Here is a 25,511-nt window from a genome sequence, read left to right as displayed (position 1 = left end):
GCATGACCAATATGAGCAATCCAGAACCAGGAATTTCAAAAATAGTCATCAACCTGCTGAAAGGAGTCGTGTATCAGGAGGCTGACCCTGCACTTTGGCAGCATTTACTTACCGTACAGACTGCGGTTTCTGAATATGTATCTGTCCTTGGGTTATTCCTTCTGCTCGATGAGTCGGAGGGGTATGCCTTTTTAAAGTATAAAGAACCGGAGGGCGAGGAGGAGCCTCTTCCCCGGTTGGTGGGGCGGAGGCAGTTATCCTATCCCGTCAGTCTGCTACTTGCTCTTTTTCGCTATAGACTTGCCGAATTTGATGCATCAGGGGACGATACTCGTTTGATTATGAGCCGGGATGATGTGGTGGATATGGTGAGCACGTTTCTGCCGTCGGGGGTAAACGAGGCCAAATTTGTTGATAAAATCGATGCCCATATCAATAAGGTGGTTGAACTGGGTTTTATTCGCAGGCTTCCCGGGAAAGAAAATATGATAGAAGTGAAACGTATACTCAAGGCGTATATCAATGCACATTGGCTCAATGAAATGGATCAACGCCTGAAGGAGTATAAGACCCACCTGCAGGGTGAAAATTCCTGCGATGAAGAAGAGGTGGAGTAATGCAAGCTCCTCTTTTTGATTTTGCCGGCAGCGATACATATGCAGGGTTTCGCCTTGAGAGGTTAGAAGTCTATAACTGGGGAACTTTTGACAAAAAGGTCTGGGCCTTACAACCAAATGGAGATACCTGTCTGCTGACTGGTGACATCGGCTCCGGTAAATCTACCCTCGTTGATGCGGTTACCACCCTTTTTATGCCTGCACATAGAATTGCATTTAATAAAGCAGCAGGAGCTGAAAAGAAAGAACGGTCCCTGCGTTCATATGTGCTTGGTTTTTACAAGACCGAGCGAAGCGATTTTGGAGGCTCCGCCACCCCGGTTGCTCTGCGGGACCACAATTCCTATTCCGTAATTTTGGGAGTATTTTTTAATAAAGGCTACAATCAGAAAATCACCCTGGCACAAGTTTTTTGGTGCAAGGATAAGCAGGGGCAACCGGAGAGGTATTATGTGGTTTCTAAGCAGCCACTGACAATTTCCCATAATTTTTCAGGCTTTGGATCGGATCTTGGCAACCTGCGCAAACGTCTCCGTGAGGAAAGCGGTGTAGAAATCTTTGATAGCTTCACTCTCTATAGTGCCGAATTCAGAAGACAGTTCGGAATTAAGAATGAACAGGCTTTGGATCTTTTTCATCAAACTGTTTCGATGAAATCAGTGGGAAATCTTACCGAATTTGTTCGTCAACATATGCTTGAATCATTCGATGTAGAGTCGGATATCACCGCCCTTATAGGACATTACGATGATCTTAACCGGGCCCATGATGCGGTGATTAAGGCCAAGGAGCAGATACGGCAACTTTCCCCACTGGTAGAAAATTATACAGAGTATCAGCAGGTAGTTAAAAAAAATGAACATCTGCGCTCTTGCCGGGAGGCGCTGCATGGCTATTTCGCTTCTTTGAAAACAGAGCTTCTTAAAACCCGATTGCAGAAACATTCCGAGGAAAAGAAATGGCTGGAGAATAGGATTGGCGAGGCCGAAAAGACAAAAATTGAACAGGCGAACAACCGGGATGCCCTCACAAAAGCGATCGCTGAAAACGGTGGTGACCGTTTGGCGCAACTTGCAAGAGAGATCGATGCTGTCCTTGAGCGAAAAAGGTCAAGAAAAGAGAAGTCAGATCGTTACAAAAGTCTCGTGATTGACGTGGGATTGTCACAGGCTGAATCTTTAGAGGCATTCCTGGAGAACAACTCCCACCTGCCGGATATATTGAAGGATAAAGATACGGAAAGTAAGGATCTGCAGGACGCGATAACAAAAGATGCGGTACGACTTGATCGTAAGAGAGAAGAGCATCGGGAGCTCAGTCGTGAACTGGATTCATTACGCCAGAGGCAAAGTAATATCAGCGCAAACCTTATCAGCATTCGAAAAGACTTATGTGGTGCCCTGCAGCTTGATGAAGAGAATATACCTTTTATTGGTGAGTTACTGCAGATAAAAGAGGAAGAAAAACAGTGGGAAGGTGCTGCGGAAAGAGTTCTCCACAATTTCGGTTTGTCATTATTGGTCCCGGAGATTCACTATGCCAGAGTGGCCGAGTATGTTGATAGCACCCACCTTAAGGGCAGGTTAGTTTACTATAGGGTTCGTCCGGAACAGATTCCTGGGACAGTCGATTGTGGACAACAATCATTAGTAAATAAGATAGCAATTAAGCCACAGTCAGAGTTTTACTCGTGGCTGGAGCATGAAATAGTGCACCGGTTTAATTATATTTGTTGTGAGGATGTTTCTCAGTTTCGTCGAGAAAAGCAGGCTGTTACGCAGGCTGGACAGATTAAATCAGGCGGCCGGCGACATGAAAAAGATGATCGCCACCTTCTCAGTGATCGAAGCCGATATATTCTTGGGTGGGATAACAGGCAGAAGATTAAAGCCATCACTGTTGATGTTGAAAAATGTGAAAAGGTTATTCAGAATATTGGTGGAGACATTGCTCAAACTGAAAAGTTGAAAAGAAAAGTTGATACCGTCCTGGAAAAGTTGCATCGCCTCGAGGAGTTTCCAAATTTCAGTGAGCTGGATTGGCAGAGCGATGCACGTAAGGCCGAGAACCTCAAACAAGAGAAGATAGCTCTGGAGTCGACATCTGACAAATTAGCACTACTGACCGACCAGTTGAAAAAGTTGGAGATTGAACTCCGTTCTACCGAACGAGACCACCAGGAATTGATTCGCAAGGAGGCTACTCTTGCAGAAAAGCAGACCCAGGCAGAGAATGAACTCAAGCAATGTTTACAAGATATAGAACGTGTAGACGAATCAGTCAGGTCGGAGCTGTTTTCTTATCTGGAGTCGGTAAGGGAAGAGGCTCTGGGACCACATAAGTTAACCGTGGAGTCCTGCCAAAACCATGAACAGGAGATGCGTTTTTGGTTCAAGCGGCACATCGATGATAATGCAGAGCGGTTCAAGCGTCTGGAAGTCAAGATCACTTCGGCGATGCATACCTATTGCAATGATTTCCCTGCTGAGACTCAAGAAGTTGATAAAACCATTGAGGCCGCTTTTGAATATGAAAAGATGCTGGAGGCACTTAGAGCTGATAACCTTCCAAAATATGAACAGAAGTTTAAGGAGTTACTCAACCAGAATACGATCCGCGAGGTGGTTCAATTTCAAGCTCAGCTGGAGAAACAGAACCGAACAATTAAGGAACGGATTGAACAGATTAACCAGTCTCTTGCTACCATTGAGTACAACCCTGGACGGTATATAGAGTTGGAGAATGCCAAGACTGTAGATCAGGAGATTCGCGAATTTCAGCAGCAGCTTCGTATCTGTATTGAGGGTACTGTTACTGGTTCTGAGGACGAGCAGTACGCTGAGAAGAAATTTGTTGAGGTGAGTAAGCTCATAGATCGTTTTAAGGGCAGAGCTGATTCGATAGACTTAGATAGAAAGTGGATGAAAAAGGTTACGGATGTTCGTAACTGGTTCACATTTGCAGCTTCTGAACGTTATCAGGAGGATGGTAGTGAATATGAACATTACACCGATACCGGTGGTAAATCCGGTGGTCAGAAAGAGAAACTCGCGTATACGGTTCTAGCGGCGAGTCTTGCCTATCAATTTGGCCTTGAGCGTGGAGAGATAAAATCGAGGAGTTTTCGTTTCGTGGTGATTGATGAAGCCTTTGGCCGTGGCTCAGATGAGTCAACGAGATACGCCCTTAAGTTGTTTAAAGAGCTGAATTTACAATTGCTGATTGTCACTCCTCTGCAGAAAATTCATATCATTGAGCCATATGTTTCCTCGGTTGGCTTTGTCCACAATAAGGGTGGACAGGAATCCCAGTTACGAAGCCTCACCATAGAAGAGTATCGGCAAGAGAGAGCCGCTCGAGAGGCACGGACGGCTTGAGCAACTGGAGCAGCATTAAAGATTTACGAAAGAAGCTCGAGCGGGAGTGGGAGCAGGGCAAGTTGCTTTCGGCCCGGTTACGTGGTGAAGATCTCTGTCCCAGGCGAATCACATTGAAAAGACCACTTGGAAATGAGTGGGCTGAGAAGTGGGATACTGCAAAGGCATGGGTGGATGAACTGATTGAGGCAGAAACACATGGAGCTTTCACAATAGAGTCACAGGAAGTGAACCATCGTCAGTTAGGGCGAAACAGCTTTCCCCAAGCAGTTCTTTTTAAGACGGACGAGTCCATTCTTTCGTTCATTGGAAAACTGAGTGCGGCCCGAATATTTGACGAGTTATGCTGTCAGATTCTTGCTGATTTCCCAGAACTGAGGTCCTGGCTGGAAAAGCGTCCGCTTGTTGCTCTCCAGTATCAAAAACAGTGGCCAAGACTATTGGCTGTGTTGAAGTATCTTAAGAGTAATCCTCGTCCAGGAATTTATGTACGTCAATTGGAAATTCCTGAAGTTGATACCAAGTTCATTGAAAAACATAAAAAACCCCTAAGTGAGTTGCTGGATCTTATTCTGTCGAAAGAAATGATCGAGAGTAGTGCAACCGGAGCAAAAAGGTTTGAGGAACGTTATGGGTTCCTCTCTAAACCGGTTCAGGTCCGCTTTCGAATCCTCGATCCTGATCTATATCTTCATGGATTGTCGGATCTTCATGTACCGGTATCCGAGTTTTGTGCATTGAACCTGGAAGTTGATCATGTCTTCATTACTGAAAATGAAATCAATGGCTTAGCGTTTCCAAATGTGAAAAACGCAATTATCATCTTTGGACTGGGGTTCGGACTGGATCGTTTGGCCAATATTCAATGGCTACTGGGTAAAAAAATCCATTACTGGGGTGATATTGATACACACGGCTACGTAATGCTTGACCAGCTCCGCTCTTACTTTCCTCAGGCCAGTTCTTTTTTGATGGATAGAGAAACACTAATGGCTCATGAATCACTTTGGGGCCAAGAGAGTAAACCTACAAGACGGAGCCTGACTCGCCTTGATGAAAAGGAACTAGGCATTTATGAGTTTCTGGTAAAAAACCTTCTCCGGGATGCTTTAAGGCTTGAACAGGAGAGAATCTCATATTCATTTGTTTTAAAAATACTTAAAAAATTGGTGTGATAAACTAAATTTCGCGAAATATTATCGGGCCACAAGCCCTTGTATAATTATAGTATTCACTGCAAGATTAGCTTCTAACCTAACCCTAACAGCACTAGACAGACAGATCTTTCCCATGATTCCCATTTGAAGAAGTACTCTTCTCTTTTAGTATCTACATTTTTTATCTATACCTTACGAGTACGATCGATTAATATGGGCATGGTCACAAAGATCAGGAGCCTGCATGCGAATCACACAAGAAGCTAAAGAAAAAACAAAAAAAACAATCCTTGAAGTGGCAGAAAAACTCTTTGCTGAGAGGGGTTTTGAACAAACCACCACCAGGGATATTTCTGCAGCAAGCGGGATTGCCAAAGGGACCCTTTTTAACTATTTCAAGAGCAAGGAAACCCTGGCAATGACTTTGGTGAACGGTGCCATGGAATCCGGTAGAAAGCAGTATGAGCGTCGTAAAACAGGAGAAGAGGGTCTGGTCGAAGAGCTGTTTTTATTTGTCGCCTCTGAGTTACGCGCCTTAAAACCGTTTCGGAAATACATCGGCCCGGTACTTGAGAGCTGCATGTCCGTTTTTTCAAAGAAATCTATCTGCCCCGCCGGAGAAGAGGCCAAACATAATCATTTAAAAACGGTTGGCCAGATTCTTGCCAACCACGGCTTCGAAATGGAATACGACTCGATTGTCATCACCCTTTATTGGTCGCTGTATTTGGGTATCCTGGCCCACTGGTCAAACGACGACACACATAATCAGGCCGAAACACTTGGACTGATCGATTACTCCATGCAGACATTTGCCAATACTATTTCCGCAAATAGTGGAGTAGAACAAGCCGTCTCCAATGAATAAATTGACTGATCCTATTCTAAGCAGGGTTCAGACCAAAAAAATTCCATCAAATTCCTTTGTTCGCAGCTGGACCCTTGGCAGCAGCCAGGCAAAAATCGCCGCCCGTTATTTTTCCTACTCAGTCCGAAAACACTTTGTTGAAGACGAAAAGAGAAAAGATCTTTTCAGTCATTTTCAACTGCAATCAGCCCTCCAGTTACTTGGGACCATGGGCTATCTGCGCGGAGCCATAATGAAGATCGGTCAGTTCCTTGGCAATCTCCCGCAGATTCTACCGCATGAACTGGTTGAAATTTTTGAATCACTCCAGTTTGAAGCGCCTCCCATGCATTACGCATTTATAAGAGAGATGTTCCTTGATGAACTGGGCCAAGAACCAGAGGAGGTTTTCGCCACTTTTGAAAAAAATGCATTCGCGGCTGCATCACTGGGCCAGGTTCATCGTGCGACCCTCCACAATGGCCAGGAAGTCGCTGTAAAAATTCAGTACCCGAATATTGCCGAAACCATTGAAGCAGATATGAGAACGCTGGGATTGCTTTTGCAGACCATGCGCTTCAAAAAAGACTTCAACTACATGGTCAATCATGTTCAGGATGCCAGATCTGTCTTCTTAAGTGAAGTGGACTACCTGGCAGAAGCGGCGTTTATGGAGAAAAACAGGAGACTTTTCAAGGGCAGCAGGATTGTTGTTCCCCGTTTGTACCCGGAGTTCACCACAAAACGGATACTCACCATGGAGTATCTTCCCGGTCAACACCTGCAGAGTTTTCTCGCAACAGACCCTCCTCTTTCCCGGCGAAATCATTTTGCTGAACTCATTTCCTACTCACTTGTTCACTCCTGGTTCTGCTTACGAACTATCTATGCTGATTTACACCCCGGTAATTTCGTCCTTATGCAGGATGGCCGGTTGGGTTTTATCGATTTTGGCTGTTACCGTCAATTCGATGAGGAGCGGTGGAAATTCCAGGTCGATAGTGAACTCGCCATGTTTCGAGAGGATCGGGATTCTTTGAACTACTATCTGACCAAGCTCGCCATGCATAAAACTCCAGCTGATCTTGACCCTGAATGGGTGGATCTGTTTTTACGCCAAATCCATTGGGTCATTGCCCCGGTTTTGGCAGCAGGCCCTTTTGATTTTGCAAAAACGGAATATGTGAAACAAGGAGCTGATCTACTGATAGAAAGCCTCGTAAAAGGGCATGTCCGGACTGATCCATTTTATAACTGGAGCAACAGGGCCCTGCTGGGTCATCGTTCCCTCATGTACCGCCTTCGTTGTAAATTTGATTACTCATCTTTGTATCTTACGGAAATGAAGCACTTCTCCTAATATTTGTCCCTTTCCATTTATTAAAAAACCGCGACCATTCAGCCATTCAAATGAACACGTCCACTTTAAACTTGACTGACACTTTCCCTGTGTTTAATATGAGCGCGCTCATTAAAGAGTACCAAGGGAGACACACATGAAAATGATAAAAAGAAAGTGTGAAAGAGGGTTTGGAAAAATTGCACGCTGGGCGTATGAAAACAAGTGGCTGGCACTTATTCTGATTCTGACGATCGTCTTGCCTCTTATTTCGCAAATTCCACGCCTCAAGTTGGACACTAGCAATGAGGTATTTTTCAGGCCCGATGACAGGGTGCTGATTGATTACAATACTTTCAGGAACCAGTTCGGTAAGGATGAATTTATTGTTATTGGAATACAAACTCCGAATATTTTTGACATGGAGTTTCTGGCAAGATTAAAAGATCTGCACCATGAATTGGAAACAGATGTTCCCTATCTGGATGAAGTGACCAGTCTGATAAATATTCGAAACACCAGGGGGGAGACTGATGAGCTTATTGTTGAAGACTTCCTGGAAACATGGCCGCAAAATCAAACCGACTTGGATACGCTGACGGCTCGGGCACAAAAGAACAGCCTCTATAAAAATTTCATCCTCACCGAGGCCCTTGACATGACAGCTATTGTTATCAAGCCTCTACCGTGTGATCCGGATATTACTGCAGGGCTGATTGAAGAGGGAACTTGTCAGCCCATGACCAATGTCCAGAATCGTGAGATGGTAACAAGCATTACGCCGATTCTTGAAAAATACAACGCAAAGGATTTTTCCATCGCAATTTCAGGTATGCCGGTAGTTATCGAGTACTTAAATCTCGCCTTGGAAAAAGATCTTGGAATTATCATCCCGGCCACCTTTGTCATAGTGCTTCTCTTTCTCATCCTCCTTTTTCGCAGAATATCAGGGGTTATGTATCCCCTTCTCATCTTTATCTTATCTTTGCTCTCAGCGGTCGGGGTCATGGGCTTTTTAAACATCCCGATGAACAATATCACCACCATACTGCCATCATTTTTGTTGGTTGTCAGTATCAGTGATGCGGTGCACATCATGGCCCTGTTTTATCCGGCATATCACAAGACAGGTGATAAAAAAGAGGCGATAGTGCATGCCATGAAACATGCCGGGTTGCCCATTCTGATGACCTCTCTGACAACAGCTGGGGGATTGGTGTCATTTATGGCTGCCAAAGTCGCCCCAATTGCAGATCTGGGAGTGGTGACTCCCGTGGCAGTTTTTCTCGCACTCATTTATACTATCCTCCTTATTCCAGCCCTGTTTGCTATTTTTCCGGTAAAAAGAAGAGAGACTCATGGCAGTGGCACAGAGAAGCTCGATCTCCTATTTGAAAGAATCGCCAGGCTGACCTGTTGTCGTCAGGGTTTGGTTATAAGTCTGTTTGCAATCGTTCTGCTCGTGGCAGCAATTGGTGTGAGTCAGGTACGTTTTGAACATAATGCCCTGAAATGGTTCCCGGAAAATTCTACACTCAGAAAAGACACCGAACTTATTGATCAGCAGATGCGGGGAACAGTCTCTTTTGATGTGGTTATCGACACAGGAAGAGCTGATGGTCTCTACGATTCAGAATTTATCAAGGCACTTGAAAAGACGGTGATTAAATTTTCCGATTATACAACGGAAGATTTGTATGTGGGAAAAGTCCTGTCCCTGATCACCATCCTTAAAGAAACCAATCGTGCGTTACATGAGAACAGTCAAGAGATGTACACCGTACCGGATGACCGAAAACTTATAGCCCAGGAATTGTTTCTTTTTCAACTGAGTGGTTCCGACGATCTGGATGAACTTGTTGACCAACAGTTTTCCAAGACACGACTTACCATGCACGTCCCTTACAGAGACACGTCAAAATATAAAAATTTTATGGCCGACATCGAAATGGAATTACACAAGAATTTTCCAGATTGCACGGTAACGATTACCGGTATCAATGCTCTCTTTGTTGAAATACTCAATAATGTCATGAGCACCATGATCCGCAGCTATAGTATTGCATTGATACTGATTTCCCTGCTGATGATTATCATGCTGGGCAAGCTTCGTATGGGGTTGCTCAGTATGATCCCCAACCTGTTTCCGATTATCGTGGTTATAGGGTTAATGGGATGGCTTCGTATTCCACTTGATCTGGGAACGGTGCTGATTGGAAGTATCACCATCGGCCTGGTGGTTGACGATACCATTCATTTTCTTCACAACTTCGGAAAATATTTTGATCAGCTCGGCGATCCGGCTTTGGCTACCGCGAGAACATTGAAGAGTGTTGGTAGAGCCATGATGGTGACCTCCTTTGTCCTTGCCGGAGGATTTCTCTGTAACATGTTATCCAAGTTAACTCTCAATAAGAACACAGGGATACTTGTTGCCGCCACCATACTGATTGCCCTTATTACCGATTTCTTACTGGCCCCGGCTATCCTGTCTCTTGTTTACACAAAGAAGAAATCGACATCATCAAAAAAGAGATCAACACTTTAGTCATGCTGCTTTCTCTGGTAAAATAGAGGTGCTATGAGGTAGGGTGGAAAAAGAGATTTCGTTATGAATTAAAAGTCGATTGCCCCTGGCAAAGCGGGAAGGCAAAAAAAACCTGATTACCATCGAAACTCAGCTTTGTTCCTTTTTTAGCCCAATTGCATTTCTCTAAATGTAAATGGATCATATGATGATCGTCCTCTCCACCTTTTTCTACATCCTCTACCTTATCATCCTCGCAGGGATCTCCATCGCCTCCGCTATTGCATGTCTCATGACAATGCTGTCGGGGCAATTCGTAAGCATGGCGACGTTTGGCTACTTAAGTATCATGTGCGCACTGGCCGTAATTTTTTCGCGCAAGGGATTCATCGCCATGCGCCGTGAGAGGCGGAAAAACGCTGAGCTTAAGCGCCTTCACCCCGCCTTACCGTGGCGCTGGCGCGTCGATTGGAACGAGAACCGATCGCGTCAAAACGAAGCGATCAGCCTGCGGGGATACTGGTTTTACGCAAGCGTTATCAATATTTGCGCTACTGCTGTTATCCTGTACAGCTACTCATTTTCTCAATCATCGCGCATACTCCTTACCGATCCACCGGTTGATCCTATGATCGCCCTCATCCTCATGTCAATCGGCTTTGGATTCGGAGCGCTGTACCTTACATTCGATGCTCTGAAGAACACACTCCGTGCACGAAAGACAGGATCGTCCAACCTTGTCCTCAACCAGATTCCCATAAGTCCCGGGGACGAACTGATGGGCCTTATCAACGTCTCCCAAAAGCTCGCAAGCGACATGGGCTTTACACTCACCCTGCGCTGCTCGAAATTTAATCACTCATCCGGATACCAGGCTCACCGCATATCGCTCGGCTCCTACCGTGTTCTTTGGGAAGAGACAAAAACGATCTACACGGATATCGCTTCCAACAATCCTCACGAAAGCACGATCCCGGTTCTCTTTGACATCCCAAAAGATGCAACGCAGGACAACAGCGGCAATGCAGGAAGTACGGAAATTCGCTGGACGTTGACACTTAGCTCAGCTCAAACGGATCACACATACAGCGCTTCATTTGGGGTCCCCATCTTCGAAACGGACGAAAAACCCATCATCGTTAAAGAATTTGCATTTGAACGCGATCTTTTTCACCCCTCCAGGCAAGGAACTAAGGAGGAGTTCCATGGCCATCGCATCGACGTCATCGACCATGCGGATGGCAGTCGCGAATACCACTTTCCAGCTGCGCGCAACGCAAGAAAACTTGCATGGCAATCCTTTGTCACCTTTGCGCTTGGCGCAGGATTCGTTGCAACGTTGTTTATCGATCTCGATATAAAGACGGTATTTGTGTGGATCGTCTTAGGCAGCGGCTTTCTTTTCAATGCCGCCATCCTCCCAGGAATTTTCACGCGCCGAATTATAACACTCGTTTCAAAGGAGCGAATCGCAATTACGGAGAAAGCATTCCTGCGCCCAACAAAGCACAGCGACATCCTCGCTGCGGACATCGTAAGCATCCACGCCAAGCGCGGTTGGGATGCGGATGTTTACGACATCGTCGTCTCTCCCAAACGCAGAAAATCACTGCTGGCGGCCAATGCCATCCCGACCATGGGACTCGTCCGCCGGCTGGTGCAGGACATGCGAGAGTGCCTCGGCCGCACCGACATCACGAGTCCTGAGTTTCAGACGCTCGCTTCCGGGGGCAAGAAAAGGAGCTGAATGGCTAGAGTAAGAAAACAGTAGCGATTCCACTTAAGAAACAAAAGATACTGTTCATACGAAGAGAACCATTTCTACATTATAAAACCCAATTGCCACTGATCCTCAGCCTACCCGCCTGAGGAAGAGTTGTTTCGTGTTGATTATATGGGCACGGAACAGCTCCGGGTTGCAAAGCTGAGTTTCGATGGTAATCAGGTTATAAAAAAAAGGTCCTGATGCAGTCCCATTTTTAATCAAAATAACTGAGCTCAACAATAGGTACTTCCCAACTGTCACTTTGACATCTTTTTTGATATTCCTGATCCTTGATGTCCGTCTTGTACCGTCTGGCCAAAGCAACAACCTTTATTTGGCTGACACTATTCAAACGATTTTGCCATCTTTCCTGGGCCGTTTTCGAAAGACGGGCCACCGGGATTCCTACATGATTAAAAAGGTGCAGATACTTGTTTCCCCTCCTTACTGTCAGACTGTCTCCCATCTTAAGTTCCTTAATGACCCTGCAGGTAGGGTCATTTTCTTTTTTAAACCCCGCAAAATCAATAAAAAGATCTTTCATACCCAGTAATTCATAATGCGGAACCATTCGCGGAACCTTGTGAGAAGGAACGACCCTTCTGGAAATCAGAAAATCACCATCCAGAGTTTTGATATGTGGATTCTGCGAATTCTCAATTGCAAAAAGTTGCAAGGTCTCTCGGGCTCTGGACATGGCCACATAATAAAGCCTGCGCTCTTCTTCCATCTCTGGACCAAGTTTATTCTGCCAACTGCCATCCAGAACAAAGACATGGTCAAACTCCAATCCCTTTATTGAGTGAACCGTGGAAAGAAAGATACCATTATCCAGATTTCTTGAGCGATGCTGATCCGCCAAAGCCTCATAAAAGTAGCTCTCTACTCGTCCAATCGGTTGCGGAGTATTGTTTGTTTCATCCAGCCACTCACCAATCAAGGTCCTCAAGTTCGCCTGCCAAATATTTTCGTTTAATCCTTTCTCGGGCAGAAGATCCAAAAGTGATTTTGCCGTAATCTGTTCTAAGCTGCAATTGTGAAGAAAGGTTAATAAGTCAGCATTTTCTCTAATACGTGCCAAACCTGGGAAGGCACTCCTGCCCCAATTAAGACTTACAGGAATTCCCTCTGCCTCAAAGACCGAGCGGATGACATCCAACTCCTGCCATTCCCTGGCCAATATTGCACATCCATTCAAATCAAAATCACTACTGAGGCTTTGCAAACGCTGCAACTCTTCGAAAAGGACAAGGGCCTGTGTGACCTTATTTTTGACATGAAGACACTGAACCTTCCCCTGCCCAACCTGGTCACTGAGTTGCCAGTTTCCACCTGGAGGTAATGTAGCCCTTGCCCTGTTAATTTGAATAGGATGCTCTGTCTTCATCCTATCTTGGTTGTGAACAATGAGTCCATTGGCTGCTGCTATGATATTCACCGAGGATCTGTAGTTTTCGGTCAAATAGTGGACATTCGCCTTGTAATCTGCCTTGAAACGTCGAATAAAATCAACATTTGCCCCCCGAAATCGATAGATATTTTGATCGTCATCCCCAACTGCCAAGATAGTCAGTTTCTGTTCCTTTTCATCTAAAGTCCTTCCTGCCAACAATGAAACCAACTCATACTGTTCCTCGTCAATATCTTGATACTCATCTACAAGAATATGACTGAATCTGGACATCAGCTCATCTCTTGGTTGACCATCTACAAAACCAAGGACATCGCACTCTCCCTTGAGTAAGGCAATGGCATCTTGGATGACTTGAGAAAAGTCAATTCCTTCTTGAGGTACCTCGGTTGTCTGCCTGACGAGAGACCTACCAGTCAGTCTCAAGGCCAGACCATGGAAAGTTAGCGTTGTGACCCAAGCCATCTCTTTCCCAACCAGTTCCCGCAGTCTTCGGCGTAGACCCATCGCTGCACTCCGATTAAAACAGAGCACTAGAATAGCCTCAGGTCGAACCCTTTTGACTCTCAGCAAAAAGGCTACTCGATGTGCCACTGTTCTGGTTTTACCAGCTCCCGGTCCAGCCAATATCAAGACGTTATTATCAGTTGGTGCGGAGACAATTTCCTCTTGCGCTCGGTTGTTTAAATCCTCCACAATTCGCTGATACGATTGTTCACTGGTAGCTCTTTCCAGTAACTCCTCCTTACCAGGAAAAAAGCGGCTTACAAATTCTTCCTTTTCATCATTAAAGTATGAGTGCACCAGGTTCATAGCCACGCTGATCTTATTTATGGCACACCTGGCATACTCATTTATTACGTGGACCTGAAAGTTCTTTTCTGAGTAGTGAGTCTTTAACGGTTCAAAGTTAGCCTTTGTGTATTGCTTACCCTTGGACTCTGGATTGATGGTGATAGTCATAGCCTGCCTGAACACCGCCAGCCCTTGTTGCAGTTCAATCACCCCCTGCTCATGCATGAAGGTTAAAGCTCGTTCCGCTGCAGCCAACGGATCTTTGAGTGCAGAAAAGAGGACCAGATCTCTTTTTAATCCTTCAACAATTGCCTCAAGAGTGAATTCCAAAAGAAGAGAGGCATTGGGAGAGATCTTATCTGTCAAAGGGGCCTGAATAATCTGCAGAGCCACATGGGCTGCCTGCTGCCGGATGGCTACCGTCTTTTTCAAAGATTCCCAATCCCGGTGGAGCATGATGGAAAAGAGATTATTCCCTCTGGATTTAATACTGATACTCCCCCTCTGACCTGCCAAGCCCTTACCGTCACGGCTCAAACCTCGGAGCACCAGGCTTAAACTGCTTGGTGTACTATAGTCATGGCCCAAGTCGATAAGACGCTGATTGACCTGCCGGAGATCTATCACCAGGTTTTTATCAAGATCTACATCTGGTGATATTTCCTCGAGTATTTTCAGAAAATCTTTTTCCACCTGACAAAAACGTTTGAGTAGTTTCTCAGAGCTCCCTTTAACCTTATAACGGACATAGGCTGAGAGGATAGTCTCTTTTGAGAGCAGGCCCTGTTCTGCCATATCGTTGAGAGTACGCAACACACGTTGAGTTTCGGTTTCGCTTTCAGGATCATCGGAAGTGCGAGCAAAGGAAGTCAGGCAGGCCAGATCGTCAGCACTAAACCCCTGACTGGGAGGGCTTTCCATCAGGGTAGCAAGAATAGCAAGCCAACGTTTCTGTTGTCTGCTGGAAAGATCAAGTTCTTCTATCTTCTCCCTGGCTTCTTCAATATTGCGGACAAGAGGCTTTCCCTGAAACACCCTGGTGTTATTCTCATCTCGATTCAGAAAGCCTGTCCTCTCCAACCAAGAAACTGCTGTCTTAACTCTGGTATCCCTATCTTGGCCAAATTCATCCTCATCGATGTCCACAACTCCGAGCCTGAGAATTTCCCCGGAGGTCAACACTACTTTTCCATCTTCCTTGGCAGAATGGCGCAGGCCACGTAAAATCTGACCGATCTCCCTTTGAGTCAAACGCGAGTTGCTGCTCATGCGAAACTGGCCCTCAACGTCCTGCTCTGTGAAAATCAGGATACACTCAGCCTCATTGCGGTCTCGTCCTGCACGCCCAGCTTCCTGAAGATAGTTCTCTAAAGAGCCTGGTATATCGGCATGGATGACCAATCGGACATCATCTTTGTCAATGCCCATACCAAAGGCGTTAGTGGCACAGATAATGGGAATTTCGCCAGCAATGAAATCGTTTTGGATGCGTTTTTTGACAAAGGGTTCAAGGCCAGCATGAAAAGCCTCCACCGTATAGCCTGCATTAGCCAAAAACTCAGCCAGGTTTTCAGTGTTCTTACGGGTAGCACAGTAGATGACCACACTACCTTTGTTATCATACCGGGTTTTGAGTAGCGTCAGGATGGTTTGATTCTTTTCATAGGTATCTACTGGCCATACTTCATAGTGGAGATTCTGTCGCTCATGCCCTCCAGCAAATTGAATGACCCGCAGGCCAAGTTCTCGCCCAATAATATCGATAATCTCTGATTGTACATCTTTCTTGGCTGTGGCAGTAAAACACTGAACAGGTGGGATTTTCGTTTTTTCCTGCTGGGAAAATTCCCTGATAAAACGAATAGAGTAGAGATAATCAGGACGGAAGTCATGGCCCCACTTGGACAGACAATGCGCTTCATCAAAGACCCAGGCACCGATCTCACGTTGACTAATGGTTTGGACAAACGATTTATTGCGCAGCTGTTCCGGCGAGACGTACAGAATCCCCACATCACCCAATCTGACCCCGTCCATAATCTCGCCTCTTTCAGGCATGGTCAGCATACCATTTATGGCTGTGGCCAATGTACTACCAGTCTGTTTTGTGAAGTTGTCCACCTGGTCTTTCATCAGGGCCTGCAAAGGTGAGATGACGACAGTCAATGCATTGCTTCGACGATACCGCATCAATGCAGGCAATTGATAACAAAGAGTCTTCCCGCCACCCGTAGGTAACGTAGCAAAAAGAGTAGAATTGCGAGCACCAGTTGTTACAATAGCCTCTTGCAGGCTTTGACCATCCTCGGTTGCGGGTTGTGACCGGAAATCTTCAAAACCGAAATAATTCTTTAGAAATAACTGGGGGTTATGATTTGTGCTGCAATAGATACATTGAGAATTCTTGCAAGGCTGTTCTCGTAACTGATGGATGAGAGTGGGTACTACAGGAAAATGATGCCGGACCCATGGTGGAAGAACCGAATTACTCCCGGAAACTGTCAACCAGGCAGTGACATAGGCTAATGGAGGATGCTCAATTCGTTGATCAACGAGTTGATCAACAAGTCTTTCCAAAGCTTCCCCACAGACATCCTTCTGAACCAACCAGGAAAAAACTTCATAAAGTTCATCTTCCTCAATAAGAGGCACACCCATTGCTCCAAGAGCATCAGATGTGCCGACAAACTTTTCGTCCTTTTGAAAAAAACTTCTGTAAATCAACGGGGCATCAGATCCACTCTTAAGCCGCTGAGAAAAGGCATCCCACTGTTCAGTAAAGACCCTGCCAGCCAGCACAGCATCTTCTGCAGGATCGTTGATACTGTCTCTGACTATCTGGTAATTTTTAACTAATCGATGATAGGGATTTTCTGGAAAAGCCAAAGGGGAAAGATAAAGAGTATCAATTACCGGCTTCTGCAGGATTGACAGTGAAGAATCTTGTTCACGAAGAAATGGGATATCATGTGCCAGGACATTGTGGCCAACAACAAACTCAGCATTGCGACCAAAATCGTCAAACTCTGCCAGTTGGTGGAGCGTTACCTTCTGCCCTTGTCGGGTATTAAACTTTTTGCCACTAAAAGACGCGCCCAAGGCATATATCTCACCGTTCTCATTTGTTTCAATATCAAACAAGAGACAACGGGCAAGAAATTCCTGGCTATTGTTGGGCATCCCTATTCCTTGGAAATCATCGTAACCAAAACAGGCATTATATAATCAATTAAATTATTGATTTATAACATAATGGAAAAGTATCGTATAGTTTAATTTTGTATTACTATACCCTATCACTGGCTATCAAGAGCAACACGCCAAATCTTACCAATCTTCCATGGGCATCCCTTTCTTTATTATACCTTTGACTGTCGTGAGATTTTTCTTAGCCAATTGGATCTGTCCATCAATCATCTCATAAATATCGTCATTTTCACCTAGCGCCTGTCTGGCTTGATCTCGAAGTGTTTCACCTTGCTCAACGAACTCTTTCATTTCCTCAAGGATCTGCTTTCTCTTAATGTGTTTTTCGAGTTCTCCTTCAATAATTGGCAACAATCGTTTTATAGATATTTCCACAAGTATATCTCGAGGAACCTTCTGCTTTTTAGCCACCTCGTTAATTGAGTTCAGAGAACTTCTACTGATTACAAACGTCTTCGCCTGGCGCTTTTCTTTGCCACTGGTGGTTGTATTCACCTCTTTGGCTAACTTAAAGAGCAATCTGGAATCTTCAGTTAACTGGTCGAGAAGAGATTTCTGTTTAATACCCAACTGAGCTGCAATTATGCCAAGTAAGGCAATAACTTCCTCTGGCAATTTGAATGTAGTCCGAACAGATTGTTTCATCCTTAGATCTTCAAAAGAAATCCTCGACTGTTCCAAAAGACTTAATTTGCTCTTGTCATTCATTTCAAACCTCCTTTCTTACAAAAATACCGAGCGGATATTACTTTGTCAACTGCAGCCTTTAAAGTAATTTTTAAGGTTAATGCAAAAAATATTTTCCACAGTATTGACACAGAAACTCACCGTATTTATTTTTGGGTCAAAGAGCAATGATAGTGTAAGAACAATGCCACATGAGCTTGGTATTTCATTAAAAACATAAGCTATAAAATGTAAACACCTGCGCTGCTTAGAAGCAGCGGCAAAAAAGAGCAACTGAAAAAGGAGGTACAGTTATGTGGACAAGAATGAATGATATTGATCGTATGTTTTCCGCTATGGATCTGCTTCGTTCAATTAACTCTGACCGGTCCTATGGTGAAAGTTCAGGCTGGAGGGTTGCAGGCGGCTTCCCTAAAACGAACATGTATGACAATGGGGATTCATTTCAGATGATTGCAGAGGTTCCTGGGGTCAATAAAGAAGATCTAAATATCAGGATCCAAGGTAACTACCTCGAAATAAGCGGCACCCGAAAATCCGATGCCCCTGAAGGATATAAAACTCATAGAGTCGAGCGTAATTTATCTACATTTACGCGTAGTTTTACTCTTGCCGCTGACGTTGACGCTGATAAGATTGACGCAGTCTTGAAAGATGGTCTGTTAACGCTGGTACTTCCTAAAGCAGAATCTGCTAAACCCAAACAGATTACTATCAACTAAGGAGTTCATTTTATCTATATCATGAGTTATTGGAGGTAAAATAATGAATAAAAACATGGAAATCACAAAAAGAACAGAGAATATGGTCGAAAAACAGCAAGATCTGGCGACTATTGCCCCTGTAGTGGATATATATGAAAATGATGAAGAGATATTGCTCCATGCTGATATGCCAGGTGTAACGAAAGATAAAATTTCAGTAAATGTAGATAATGGAAAACTGGAAATTTCAGGTGTCAGAAACCTGCAAAGGAAGGGAGTCGAAACCTGGCAAGAGTTTTATGATGTTGAATACAAACGAGTGTTTTCGGTACCTCAAACAATCGATGTTGCAAAAGTAAATGCTGAACTCAAAGACGGAACCCTTAAACTTCATTTACCAAAGGCCGAGGCTGCTATGCCCAGAACTATTGAAATACGATCAGCATAACGAATACGGACAACAGAGCTTTGCCAGAAACCTCTAGAAAATACGAGGTAAAGCAAAATCGGGTAATTGTATCAGTGCAATTACCCGTTTTTTTTTTGACTTAAATTATTGCCACTGAAGCCATTATCAGGAGTGGAGGGTCTAATGAATTATGGCCGCAAACATGTCAGCGTAGCCAAGAATTATCTGACTGGGTAATGTATTTTGGTACCAGTAGAATTTGAGAGACAACAGTGACACCTAGTTATTATTTGTATACTTGTCTCGAAATTTCTCATAGAATTCAGTTTCAGATTCTTTTTCTTGCAAAGGGCTGAAATGCCCAATGGTGTCTTTCTATGCTGAAAATTAAATACAGTTCTCTTATTGTTGGTTTATTGCTCTTCATGCTGTTTCCTGGCCAGGCGTCAGCTCAGCCAGAAGGAGATGAGCACGCTGATCATTTCTTCTTTGCCGTTTCAGCAATGGCTTCTCCGGCCCAAACCCTGATCCACTTTGCCGAGTTTCGCCAGTACCTGGAAGAAAAACTGGGAATCCACGTCCACCTGAAACAGCGCCGTACCTACCAAGAAATCAACACGCTGCTTTATGATGCAAGCGTGCAGATGGCATTTACCTGCACAGGTGGATATCTTGCCGGCCGAAAGTCCTTTGGTCTGGAAGTCCTGGCAGTACCAGTCGTCAACGGAAAAACCGCCTATCAGTCATATATCATTACCGCCAAAGACAACCCGGCAAGCACACTTGAAGAGCTTCAGGGCCAGATTTTTGCTTTCACTGATCCCTTATCGTTCAGTGGGCGTATCTACCCTGTGGCAACACTGAACAGTCTTGGACATATGACAAAACAATTCTTTAAAAAAACATTTTATACAGAAAGTCATGACAAATCCATTGAGGCTGTTGCAACAGGGATTGCGAATGGTGCGGCTGTGGACAGTCTTATTTTTGATTCGCTCTATAAATTGCCGCATTCTTTTGCTAAAGAAGTTCGTGTTATTCACAAATCCGAGGAATTTGGTATGCCTCCCGTGGTCGTAACTCCAACTCTTGACAAGGAGACCAAACGAACTCTGCTGAAAATACTGCTTGGCATGGCTACTGATCCCCGAGGTAAGATTGTGCTACAACACCTTGAAATGGATGGCTTTGCCATCGCAACACCCGGGCTGTACCGTTCTGCACTTTTGCTGCAGAAACAGCTGAAAGAATAGGGGCTTTATAATGAGGGGAAGCAGGTAGAACTATGGTATTGCATTGGTATAATCGCATTGCGGTACGTCTCTCCGTATCGATAGTGACCGTTGTTGTGGTGACAGCTTTGTCCGTTGCAAGCCTTGTCCTGCGTGATGAAAAACGTATTTTACAGGAAGATCTTCGTATTCGAGCCTTACAGCTGGGTGAAATCATGCCTCAGCAGCTTCTTGAGCCACTGCTCTATGATGAGGACTATACACTCTATAGTCACCTCCAATCCTACCTGGAATCAAAGGAGCGTTTTCTTGTCTATGGTGAGATTTATAATGATCAGGGAGAACTTATTCTTGCGCGAGAGCGGGAACCCATCGTACGCCCTCCCATAGCTTTTTTTGATCCCGCCATGGAACGTGCAGTTTTCCTCCGGGACGTTACGGAGGCAGACAGAAAAAAACCCCTGGATCTTCTTATTCCCATTAGTTCCAGACAACTTGGTGTTGCGGGATATCTTCGTCTGGGTATCTCTGTACAACCACTCTTCAATACCTTGCAGACTTCCAGACAAAAAGTATGGGCAATTACTGGTATCATTTTGGTTATAGGCATTCTGGCTGCACTATGGATGGCAAGACAGTTAATCTCTCCCATACTGCTCCTTAATCGTGCCGCTCATAAAGTTGGTGAAGGTGATTTTGGTACGGCAATTCCTGAAAAAGGCGTCGGAGAAATAGGCGAACTGGCGACCACGTTTAATACCATGTCCCGCCAACTCAAAGAGCTGGTAACTGCAATCAGGTCAGCTCAGGAAAATCTGGTTCGTACTGAAAAACTTTACGCCCTTGGAGAATTTTCCACAGGTCTCGCCCATGAGATCAAAAATCCCCTGACCTCAATTAAGATGTTGATCCAAAGAGCCGAAGAACAGGAAGAGCCACTACAAGGGGAAGATCTTGAGGTTATAGTAGAGGAACTGGACAGGATTGATTCTACTGTCAGTCGTTTTCTTCGTTCTGCCCGGCGGTCTGAAATGGCCTTTGCTGATACTGATATAAATGGTCTGGTTGAAGATGTACTGGCCATCACCGGGCCAAAAATAGAAAAATCTGGGGTTCATATTGAAAAAATACTGGAAGATACACTCGAGCCAATACAAGTAGACGGGCCAAGTATCAAGCAGATCCTGATGAATGGAATCTTGAATGCCTTGCAGGCAATGCCATCCGGGGGAAAACTGACAATAAGCACCTCTCTCATCGATGGCGCTCTGAACTGCACAATTACTGATACAGGTGATGGGATATCAGAAGAAAATCTCAAACATATCTTTGATCCCTTCTTTACCACCAAGGAGGACGGTACCGGCATGGGTCTGGCTGTAGCCTGGAATATTGCCCAGCAGCATGGTGGCCGTCTTGACATCATCTCTCGTGAACGCGAAGGGACCTCACTCTTACTAATCTTGCCCTATGACAACTCTGCTCATTGTTGATGATGAAAAAGCAGTCCGTTACGCCTTTAAACGGACCTTTAGTGACGAATATACCATTCGTACCGCTGAAAACGGTAAAGAGGCTATTGAAGCGGTGGACAGAGAGATGCCGGATGTGGTGCTCATGGACATCCGCATGCCGGGTATGGATGGGCTGAAAGCACTTACGATTATCAAAAAACTGCACCCCCATCTTCCAATTATCATGGTGACCGCCTTTGCCGACTCCGCTTCCGCTATGCAGGCAATGAAAGACGGTGCCTTTGACTATGTTACCAAGCCTTTCGATAATGATGAGATGCGTCAGGTGATCGACACAGCCCTGATATCCTGCAGAATCCAAGCGGAACTGCATTGTGGCTGTGGTAAAGAGTGGGAGGACATGAGAACCTCTCAGGAATGCATTGTCGGTTCCAGCCCTGAGGTTTTGGACATGTGCAAAAAGATTGGCCAGATGGCTGGATCTGATCTGCCGGTTCTTATTACCGGGGAAACCGGAGTGGGGAAAGAGCTGACTGCCCGGGCCGTTCTCCAACACAGTTCTCGTAAAGATGGCCCGTTTATGGTGGTAAACTGCGCCTCCCTGCCCGATGAACTGGTGGAAAGTGAACTCTTCGGCTATGAAACAGGTGCTTTTACCGGTGCCAGCAAACAGCGGATCGGTCGCTTTGAACAGTGTCATCAGGGAACTCTCTTTCTTGATGAAATCGGGGAACTACCACTTGGATCTCAGGCTAAAGTTCTACGGGTTCTCCAGGATGGAACTTTTGAACGATTGGGCAGCAACAAACAATTAACAACCGATGTGCGACTTATCGCTGCCAGTAACAGAAATCTTGAGAAAATGGCAGAGAATGGTTTGTTCCGCCTTGACCTGTTACACCGAATTAACGTCCTGACCATCACCATACCACCACTGAGGCAGAGGATAAGAGACCTGCCGGATTTGATCCTCTACTTTCTCTCCCGTTACGGTCGTCAGGTATCTCCAGCAGTGGAAGGGATCAGTGATAAAGCCCTTGCGAAACTCTCTCACCACTCCTGGCCCGGCAATATTCGTGAACTGGAAAACACCATTCGCAGAGCCATTGTTTTAGCAAAGGCCAGGGTTCTTACGGCAGAGGATTGTGTTCTTCAGAACCCTACTGAGACTGCAGGTGATTTTGAGCAGGTTGTATCCAGCCAGATCGACAAACTGATCAAGGGTGACGAATCACGTCCCTATCGCCACCTCTTATCCGAAGTCGAACAGATCCTGATTAAAAAGGCCCTTGATCTCTGTGACGGTAATCAAGTTCAGGCCGCCAATCTCCTTGGCATCAATCGGATGACCTTGAGAAAAAAACTTCCTTCTGCTTAAAGAATAGACAGCAGCCTGTCTATTCTTTAAGCAATCCCCCTCCGTACAATTCGTTTTTCCCTGTAATTCCAACCCCTTTTTCTTGGCACCCTTTGTGCATTAGATGTGAGGTTCATAGTATCATTTTGTATACAAGGGGAGAATATCTGCATGAAGAAAATAGTACTGATCATTGTTGTAATTGCTGCCATAAGCGCTGCTATGGTCTTTTCCGTTGAATCCTATACGGCGCGACCGCAATTCTGTGGAACCAGCTGCCATATCATGGATAAACCTTACAAGAGCTGGCAGGCAGATAAACATGGCAAGGCTGGTAAAGAAGAAATTTCCTGTGTCGTCTGCCATTATGCACCCGGAGAAAAGATGACCCTCCATGCCAAGTTCAAAGGCCTTGGGCAACTCTTCACCTATCTCTCCACCGATGACAAAGAAGTTCGCAGGGCTACTCATATTGCAGATATTTCCTGTTCAACGGCCCAGTGTCATCCATCTGAAAAATTTATGGATAAGCAGCTGACCTATGGAAAGGAGAAAAAAGTCAAGTTTACCCATAAGGCCCATTATGAGAAGACCATCCCCGGCCAGGAGATGCACTGCACAACCTGCCATATCAAGGCCAGTGATGAGAAGCATTTCGAAGTTCCCAAAGAGCAATGCTACGTCTGTCATTTCAGAAATACGGAATTCAATAAAGGTCGCGCTGCCTGCAATCTTTGCCACGAAATCCCAACCACTCCTCTGCAATCACAGAAAAAAGATGCACCACTCGATCCTGACCAGGCAGTAATTACTCATCAGAGTCTTGAGAAGGCTGGTGTTTCCTGTGAGTCCTGTCACTACCAGGTAATCACCGGTGAAACGGATCTCATTCCCGGATCCTGCGAGAAGTGCCACAGCGACAAGATGGTGCTCGAAAAAAGATATGAGATGAAACTCATGCATACGGAGCATGTGGCCAAACAGAAGGCCCAGTGTGCTGACTGCCACCAGCCCCTTATCCATAAGGAAGGTGATTTCATTGAAGCCGCCCGTATCAATTGTGCCAGCTGTCATCCAGACCATCATAGTCTCCAGAAGGCCCTCCTCCTTGGTGCAGCATATGGCGGAGTTCCAGAAACACCAAGCTTGATGAATCCGGTTAAGACTAACTGTCAGGGTTGCCATGACAAACCTGAAATACATAAGGGTGAAAAGATCCTCCGTGGTTCAGCTAAATCCTGTGTGGATTGTCACACCAAGGATCATGAAAAATTGTTGGCCGACTGGATCAAAGAAGTTCAGACCGAGGTAAGCTTTGCCAAAGAAGAAAAAGCACGTGCTGAAGGCCTGATCGTCAAGCTCAAAGATCAGCTCAGTGAGGAGCAGATAGCCGAGTTCATAAAGACTCTTGCAACGGGACAAAAGGCATTGGATCTCGTGGAATTTGGTAACGGCGTTCATAACAAGAAGTATTCAATCATGTTGATTGATGAGGGACTCAATAGTGTCTACACCGTTCTTGATGAACTGGAACCTCTTGCCGAAGAGGCTGAAGCAGAAAAGCAGGAATGACGAATAAAAATGGCTGGGCTTTGTAGGCAGTCAGAAAAGAAAAAACTTTCAATTGTAGAATGTAGCACCTGAAATATCAGGGACATACAAACGGGCTTGCATCATACAAGCCATAACAGAAACAGAGAATCGAGGAGGAGGTCATGACCACTAACACAAGAGATGATCGCAGGGAAATGCTTCGGGTCACCGGAGTATCTTTGGCTGCGGCCGGACTCGCATCAGTAAGCCTGCTGCAACCAAAAGAAGCAGAAGCCGCCGAAGTCAAAACACCGCAGTGGGTGATGATAATGGATTTGCGCCGCTGCACCGGCTGTCGGGCCTGCACAGTGGCCTGCAAAGCAGAGTATGACGTACCACTCGGAGCTTTTAAAACCGTAATTAAACAGGTAGTTACAGGTAAGTATCCTGATACCAGGCGCACCCTTATTCCCCGTCGCTGCAATCACTGCGAGGGAACCGAGAAGGTAGGAGACATGACCGTACCGCCCTGTGTCAAGGCCTGCCCCGAATACCCAAAAGATCGCCGTGTCTTCGTCACAGCAGAAGGGAAAAAGATTCGCTACCGCGGTGGTGCCACCTATAAACGTCCAGATGGATTGATTCTTATCGATAATGACGCATGTACCGGTTGTGGGAAGTGTATCGATGCCTGTCCTTATGGTGCTCGTACGTTCAACAAACGAAAGCTGTCAGGGAAGGATAAGAGTAAAAATGCCATCGTAAAATGCTCCTCCTGTGTTCATCGCCTGGATGAAGGCATAACTCCGGCGTGTGTTAATACCTGTGCTCCTGGTGCCCGTATCTTTGGTGATCTCAACGATCCCAACAGTGATGTAGCCAAACTCGCCAAGGAGTTCAACCTTCTGGAAAATCGTAACAAAACAACAATGAAGCCTGAAGCCAAAACCATGCCAAACATCTACTACATTGATCCCGATGAAGTGCTGGCTGATTACTCTTATGAAGACAAAGACAAACTCACAGAGTATCGGGACATCGTTGAATAATACAACTCATAATCTTTTGTACA

General features: G+C 45.3%; 16 protein-coding genes. 14 read left to right on the top strand and 2 right to left on the bottom strand.

The annotated features are described in order from the left end of the window. Positions 1-2 precede the first annotated feature (2 nt). From UWK_RS06085 to UWK_RS18300, 7 genes are all read left to right on the top strand, one after another. Positions 3-617 carry a DUF4194 domain-containing protein gene (locus UWK_RS06085; protein ID WP_041916331.1) on the top strand — a complete coding sequence of 205 codons (615 nt, stop codon included), beginning with the start codon at positions 3-5 and terminating at the stop codon, positions 615-617. Beyond that, complete coding sequence (locus tag UWK_RS06080; RefSeq protein WP_015403482.1) at positions 617-3,994, top strand: ATP-binding protein; 3,378 nt, start codon at positions 617-619, stop codon at positions 3,992-3,994. Before UWK_RS06085 ends, UWK_RS06080 begins: the two co-directional genes overlap by 1 nt. Further along, positions 3,991-5,169, top strand: a complete 1,179-nt coding sequence (locus tag UWK_RS06075) for a DUF3322 domain-containing protein (RefSeq protein WP_015403481.1) — start codon at positions 3,991-3,993, stop codon at positions 5,167-5,169. The genes UWK_RS06080 and UWK_RS06075 overlap by 4 nt, the downstream gene beginning before the upstream one ends. A gap of 226 nt (positions 5,170-5,395) precedes the next feature. Beyond that, positions 5,396-6,019, top strand: coding sequence for a TetR/AcrR family transcriptional regulator (locus UWK_RS06070; protein ID WP_015403480.1), 624 nt, complete (start codon positions 5,396-5,398; stop codon positions 6,017-6,019). Continuing rightward, the gene (locus UWK_RS06065; protein WP_015403479.1) at positions 6,012-7,358 is read left to right on the top strand and encodes an ABC1 kinase family protein; all 1,347 of its coding nucleotides are present in this window, start codon (positions 6,012-6,014) and stop codon (positions 7,356-7,358) included. Before UWK_RS06070 ends, UWK_RS06065 begins: the two co-directional genes overlap by 8 nt. Before the next feature lie 136 nt (positions 7,359-7,494). Continuing rightward, the gene (locus tag UWK_RS06060) at positions 7,495-9,885 is read left to right on the top strand and encodes an efflux RND transporter permease subunit (RefSeq protein ID WP_015403478.1); all 2,391 of its coding nucleotides are present in this window, start codon (positions 7,495-7,497) and stop codon (positions 9,883-9,885) included. 184 nt (positions 9,886-10,069) lie between these two features. Next, on the top strand, positions 10,070-11,611 hold the full coding sequence (locus UWK_RS18300; RefSeq protein WP_167320723.1) for a hypothetical protein: 1,542 nt from the start codon (positions 10,070-10,072) through the stop codon (positions 11,609-11,611). 232 nt (positions 11,612-11,843) lie between these two features. Here the strand turns inward: UWK_RS18300 and UWK_RS06050 are convergent, their stop codons facing one another. Next, positions 11,844-17,015: a RecQ family ATP-dependent DNA helicase gene (locus UWK_RS06050; protein WP_015403476.1), complete on the bottom strand. Its 5,172-nt coding sequence runs from the start codon at positions 17,013-17,015 to the stop codon at positions 11,844-11,846. Positions 17,016-17,162: 147 nt separating this feature from the next. Beyond that, positions 17,163-17,750, bottom strand: coding sequence for a hypothetical protein (locus UWK_RS06045; RefSeq protein WP_015403475.1), 588 nt, complete (start codon positions 17,748-17,750; stop codon positions 17,163-17,165). 272 nt (positions 17,751-18,022) lie between these two features. Here UWK_RS06045 and UWK_RS06040 point away from each other — a divergent pair, with 272 nt between their 5' ends. The 7 genes from UWK_RS06040 to UWK_RS06010 all read left to right on the top strand — a co-directional run bounded on the left by UWK_RS06040 (position 18,023) and on the right by UWK_RS06010 (position 25,488). After that, a complete protein-coding gene (locus tag UWK_RS06040; RefSeq protein ID WP_015403474.1) occupies positions 18,023-18,451 on the top strand; it encodes an Hsp20/alpha crystallin family protein in 429 nt (142 codons plus the stop codon). A gap of 43 nt (positions 18,452-18,494) precedes the next feature. Further along, positions 18,495-18,881: an Hsp20/alpha crystallin family protein gene (locus UWK_RS06035; RefSeq protein ID WP_015403473.1), complete on the top strand. Its 387-nt coding sequence runs from the start codon at positions 18,495-18,497 to the stop codon at positions 18,879-18,881. Positions 18,882-19,219: 338 nt separating this feature from the next. Continuing rightward, positions 19,220-20,095 (top strand): substrate-binding domain-containing protein, encoded by an 876-nt coding sequence (locus UWK_RS06030; protein WP_015403472.1) that lies wholly within the window; start codon positions 19,220-19,222, stop codon positions 20,093-20,095. Between the two features lie 32 nt (positions 20,096-20,127). Further along, entirely contained in the window at positions 20,128-21,567 is a 1,440-nt protein-coding gene (locus UWK_RS06025) for a sensor histidine kinase (RefSeq protein ID WP_015403471.1), read from the top strand. After that, positions 21,545-22,927, top strand: coding sequence for a sigma-54-dependent transcriptional regulator (locus tag UWK_RS06020; protein WP_015403470.1), 1,383 nt, complete (start codon positions 21,545-21,547; stop codon positions 22,925-22,927). Before UWK_RS06025 ends, UWK_RS06020 begins: the two co-directional genes overlap by 23 nt. A gap of 150 nt (positions 22,928-23,077) precedes the next feature. Continuing rightward, positions 23,078-24,478: a cytochrome c3 family protein gene (locus UWK_RS06015; RefSeq protein ID WP_015403469.1), complete on the top strand. Its 1,401-nt coding sequence runs from the start codon at positions 23,078-23,080 to the stop codon at positions 24,476-24,478. A 143-nt stretch (positions 24,479-24,621) separates the two neighbouring features. Continuing rightward, positions 24,622-25,488, top strand: coding sequence for a 4Fe-4S dicluster domain-containing protein (locus UWK_RS06010; RefSeq protein ID WP_015403468.1), 867 nt, complete (start codon positions 24,622-24,624; stop codon positions 25,486-25,488). Positions 25,489-25,511: the final 23 nt, after the last annotated feature.

It is taken from the genome of Desulfocapsa sulfexigens DSM 10523 (genome assembly GCF_000341395.1).
Classification (GTDB): Bacteria; Desulfobacterota; Desulfobulbia; order Desulfobulbales; family Desulfocapsaceae; genus Desulfocapsa; species Desulfocapsa sulfexigens.
The sequence above is the reverse complement of the archived record's forward strand: the minus strand, read 5'-3'. Positions and strand labels throughout refer to the sequence as shown.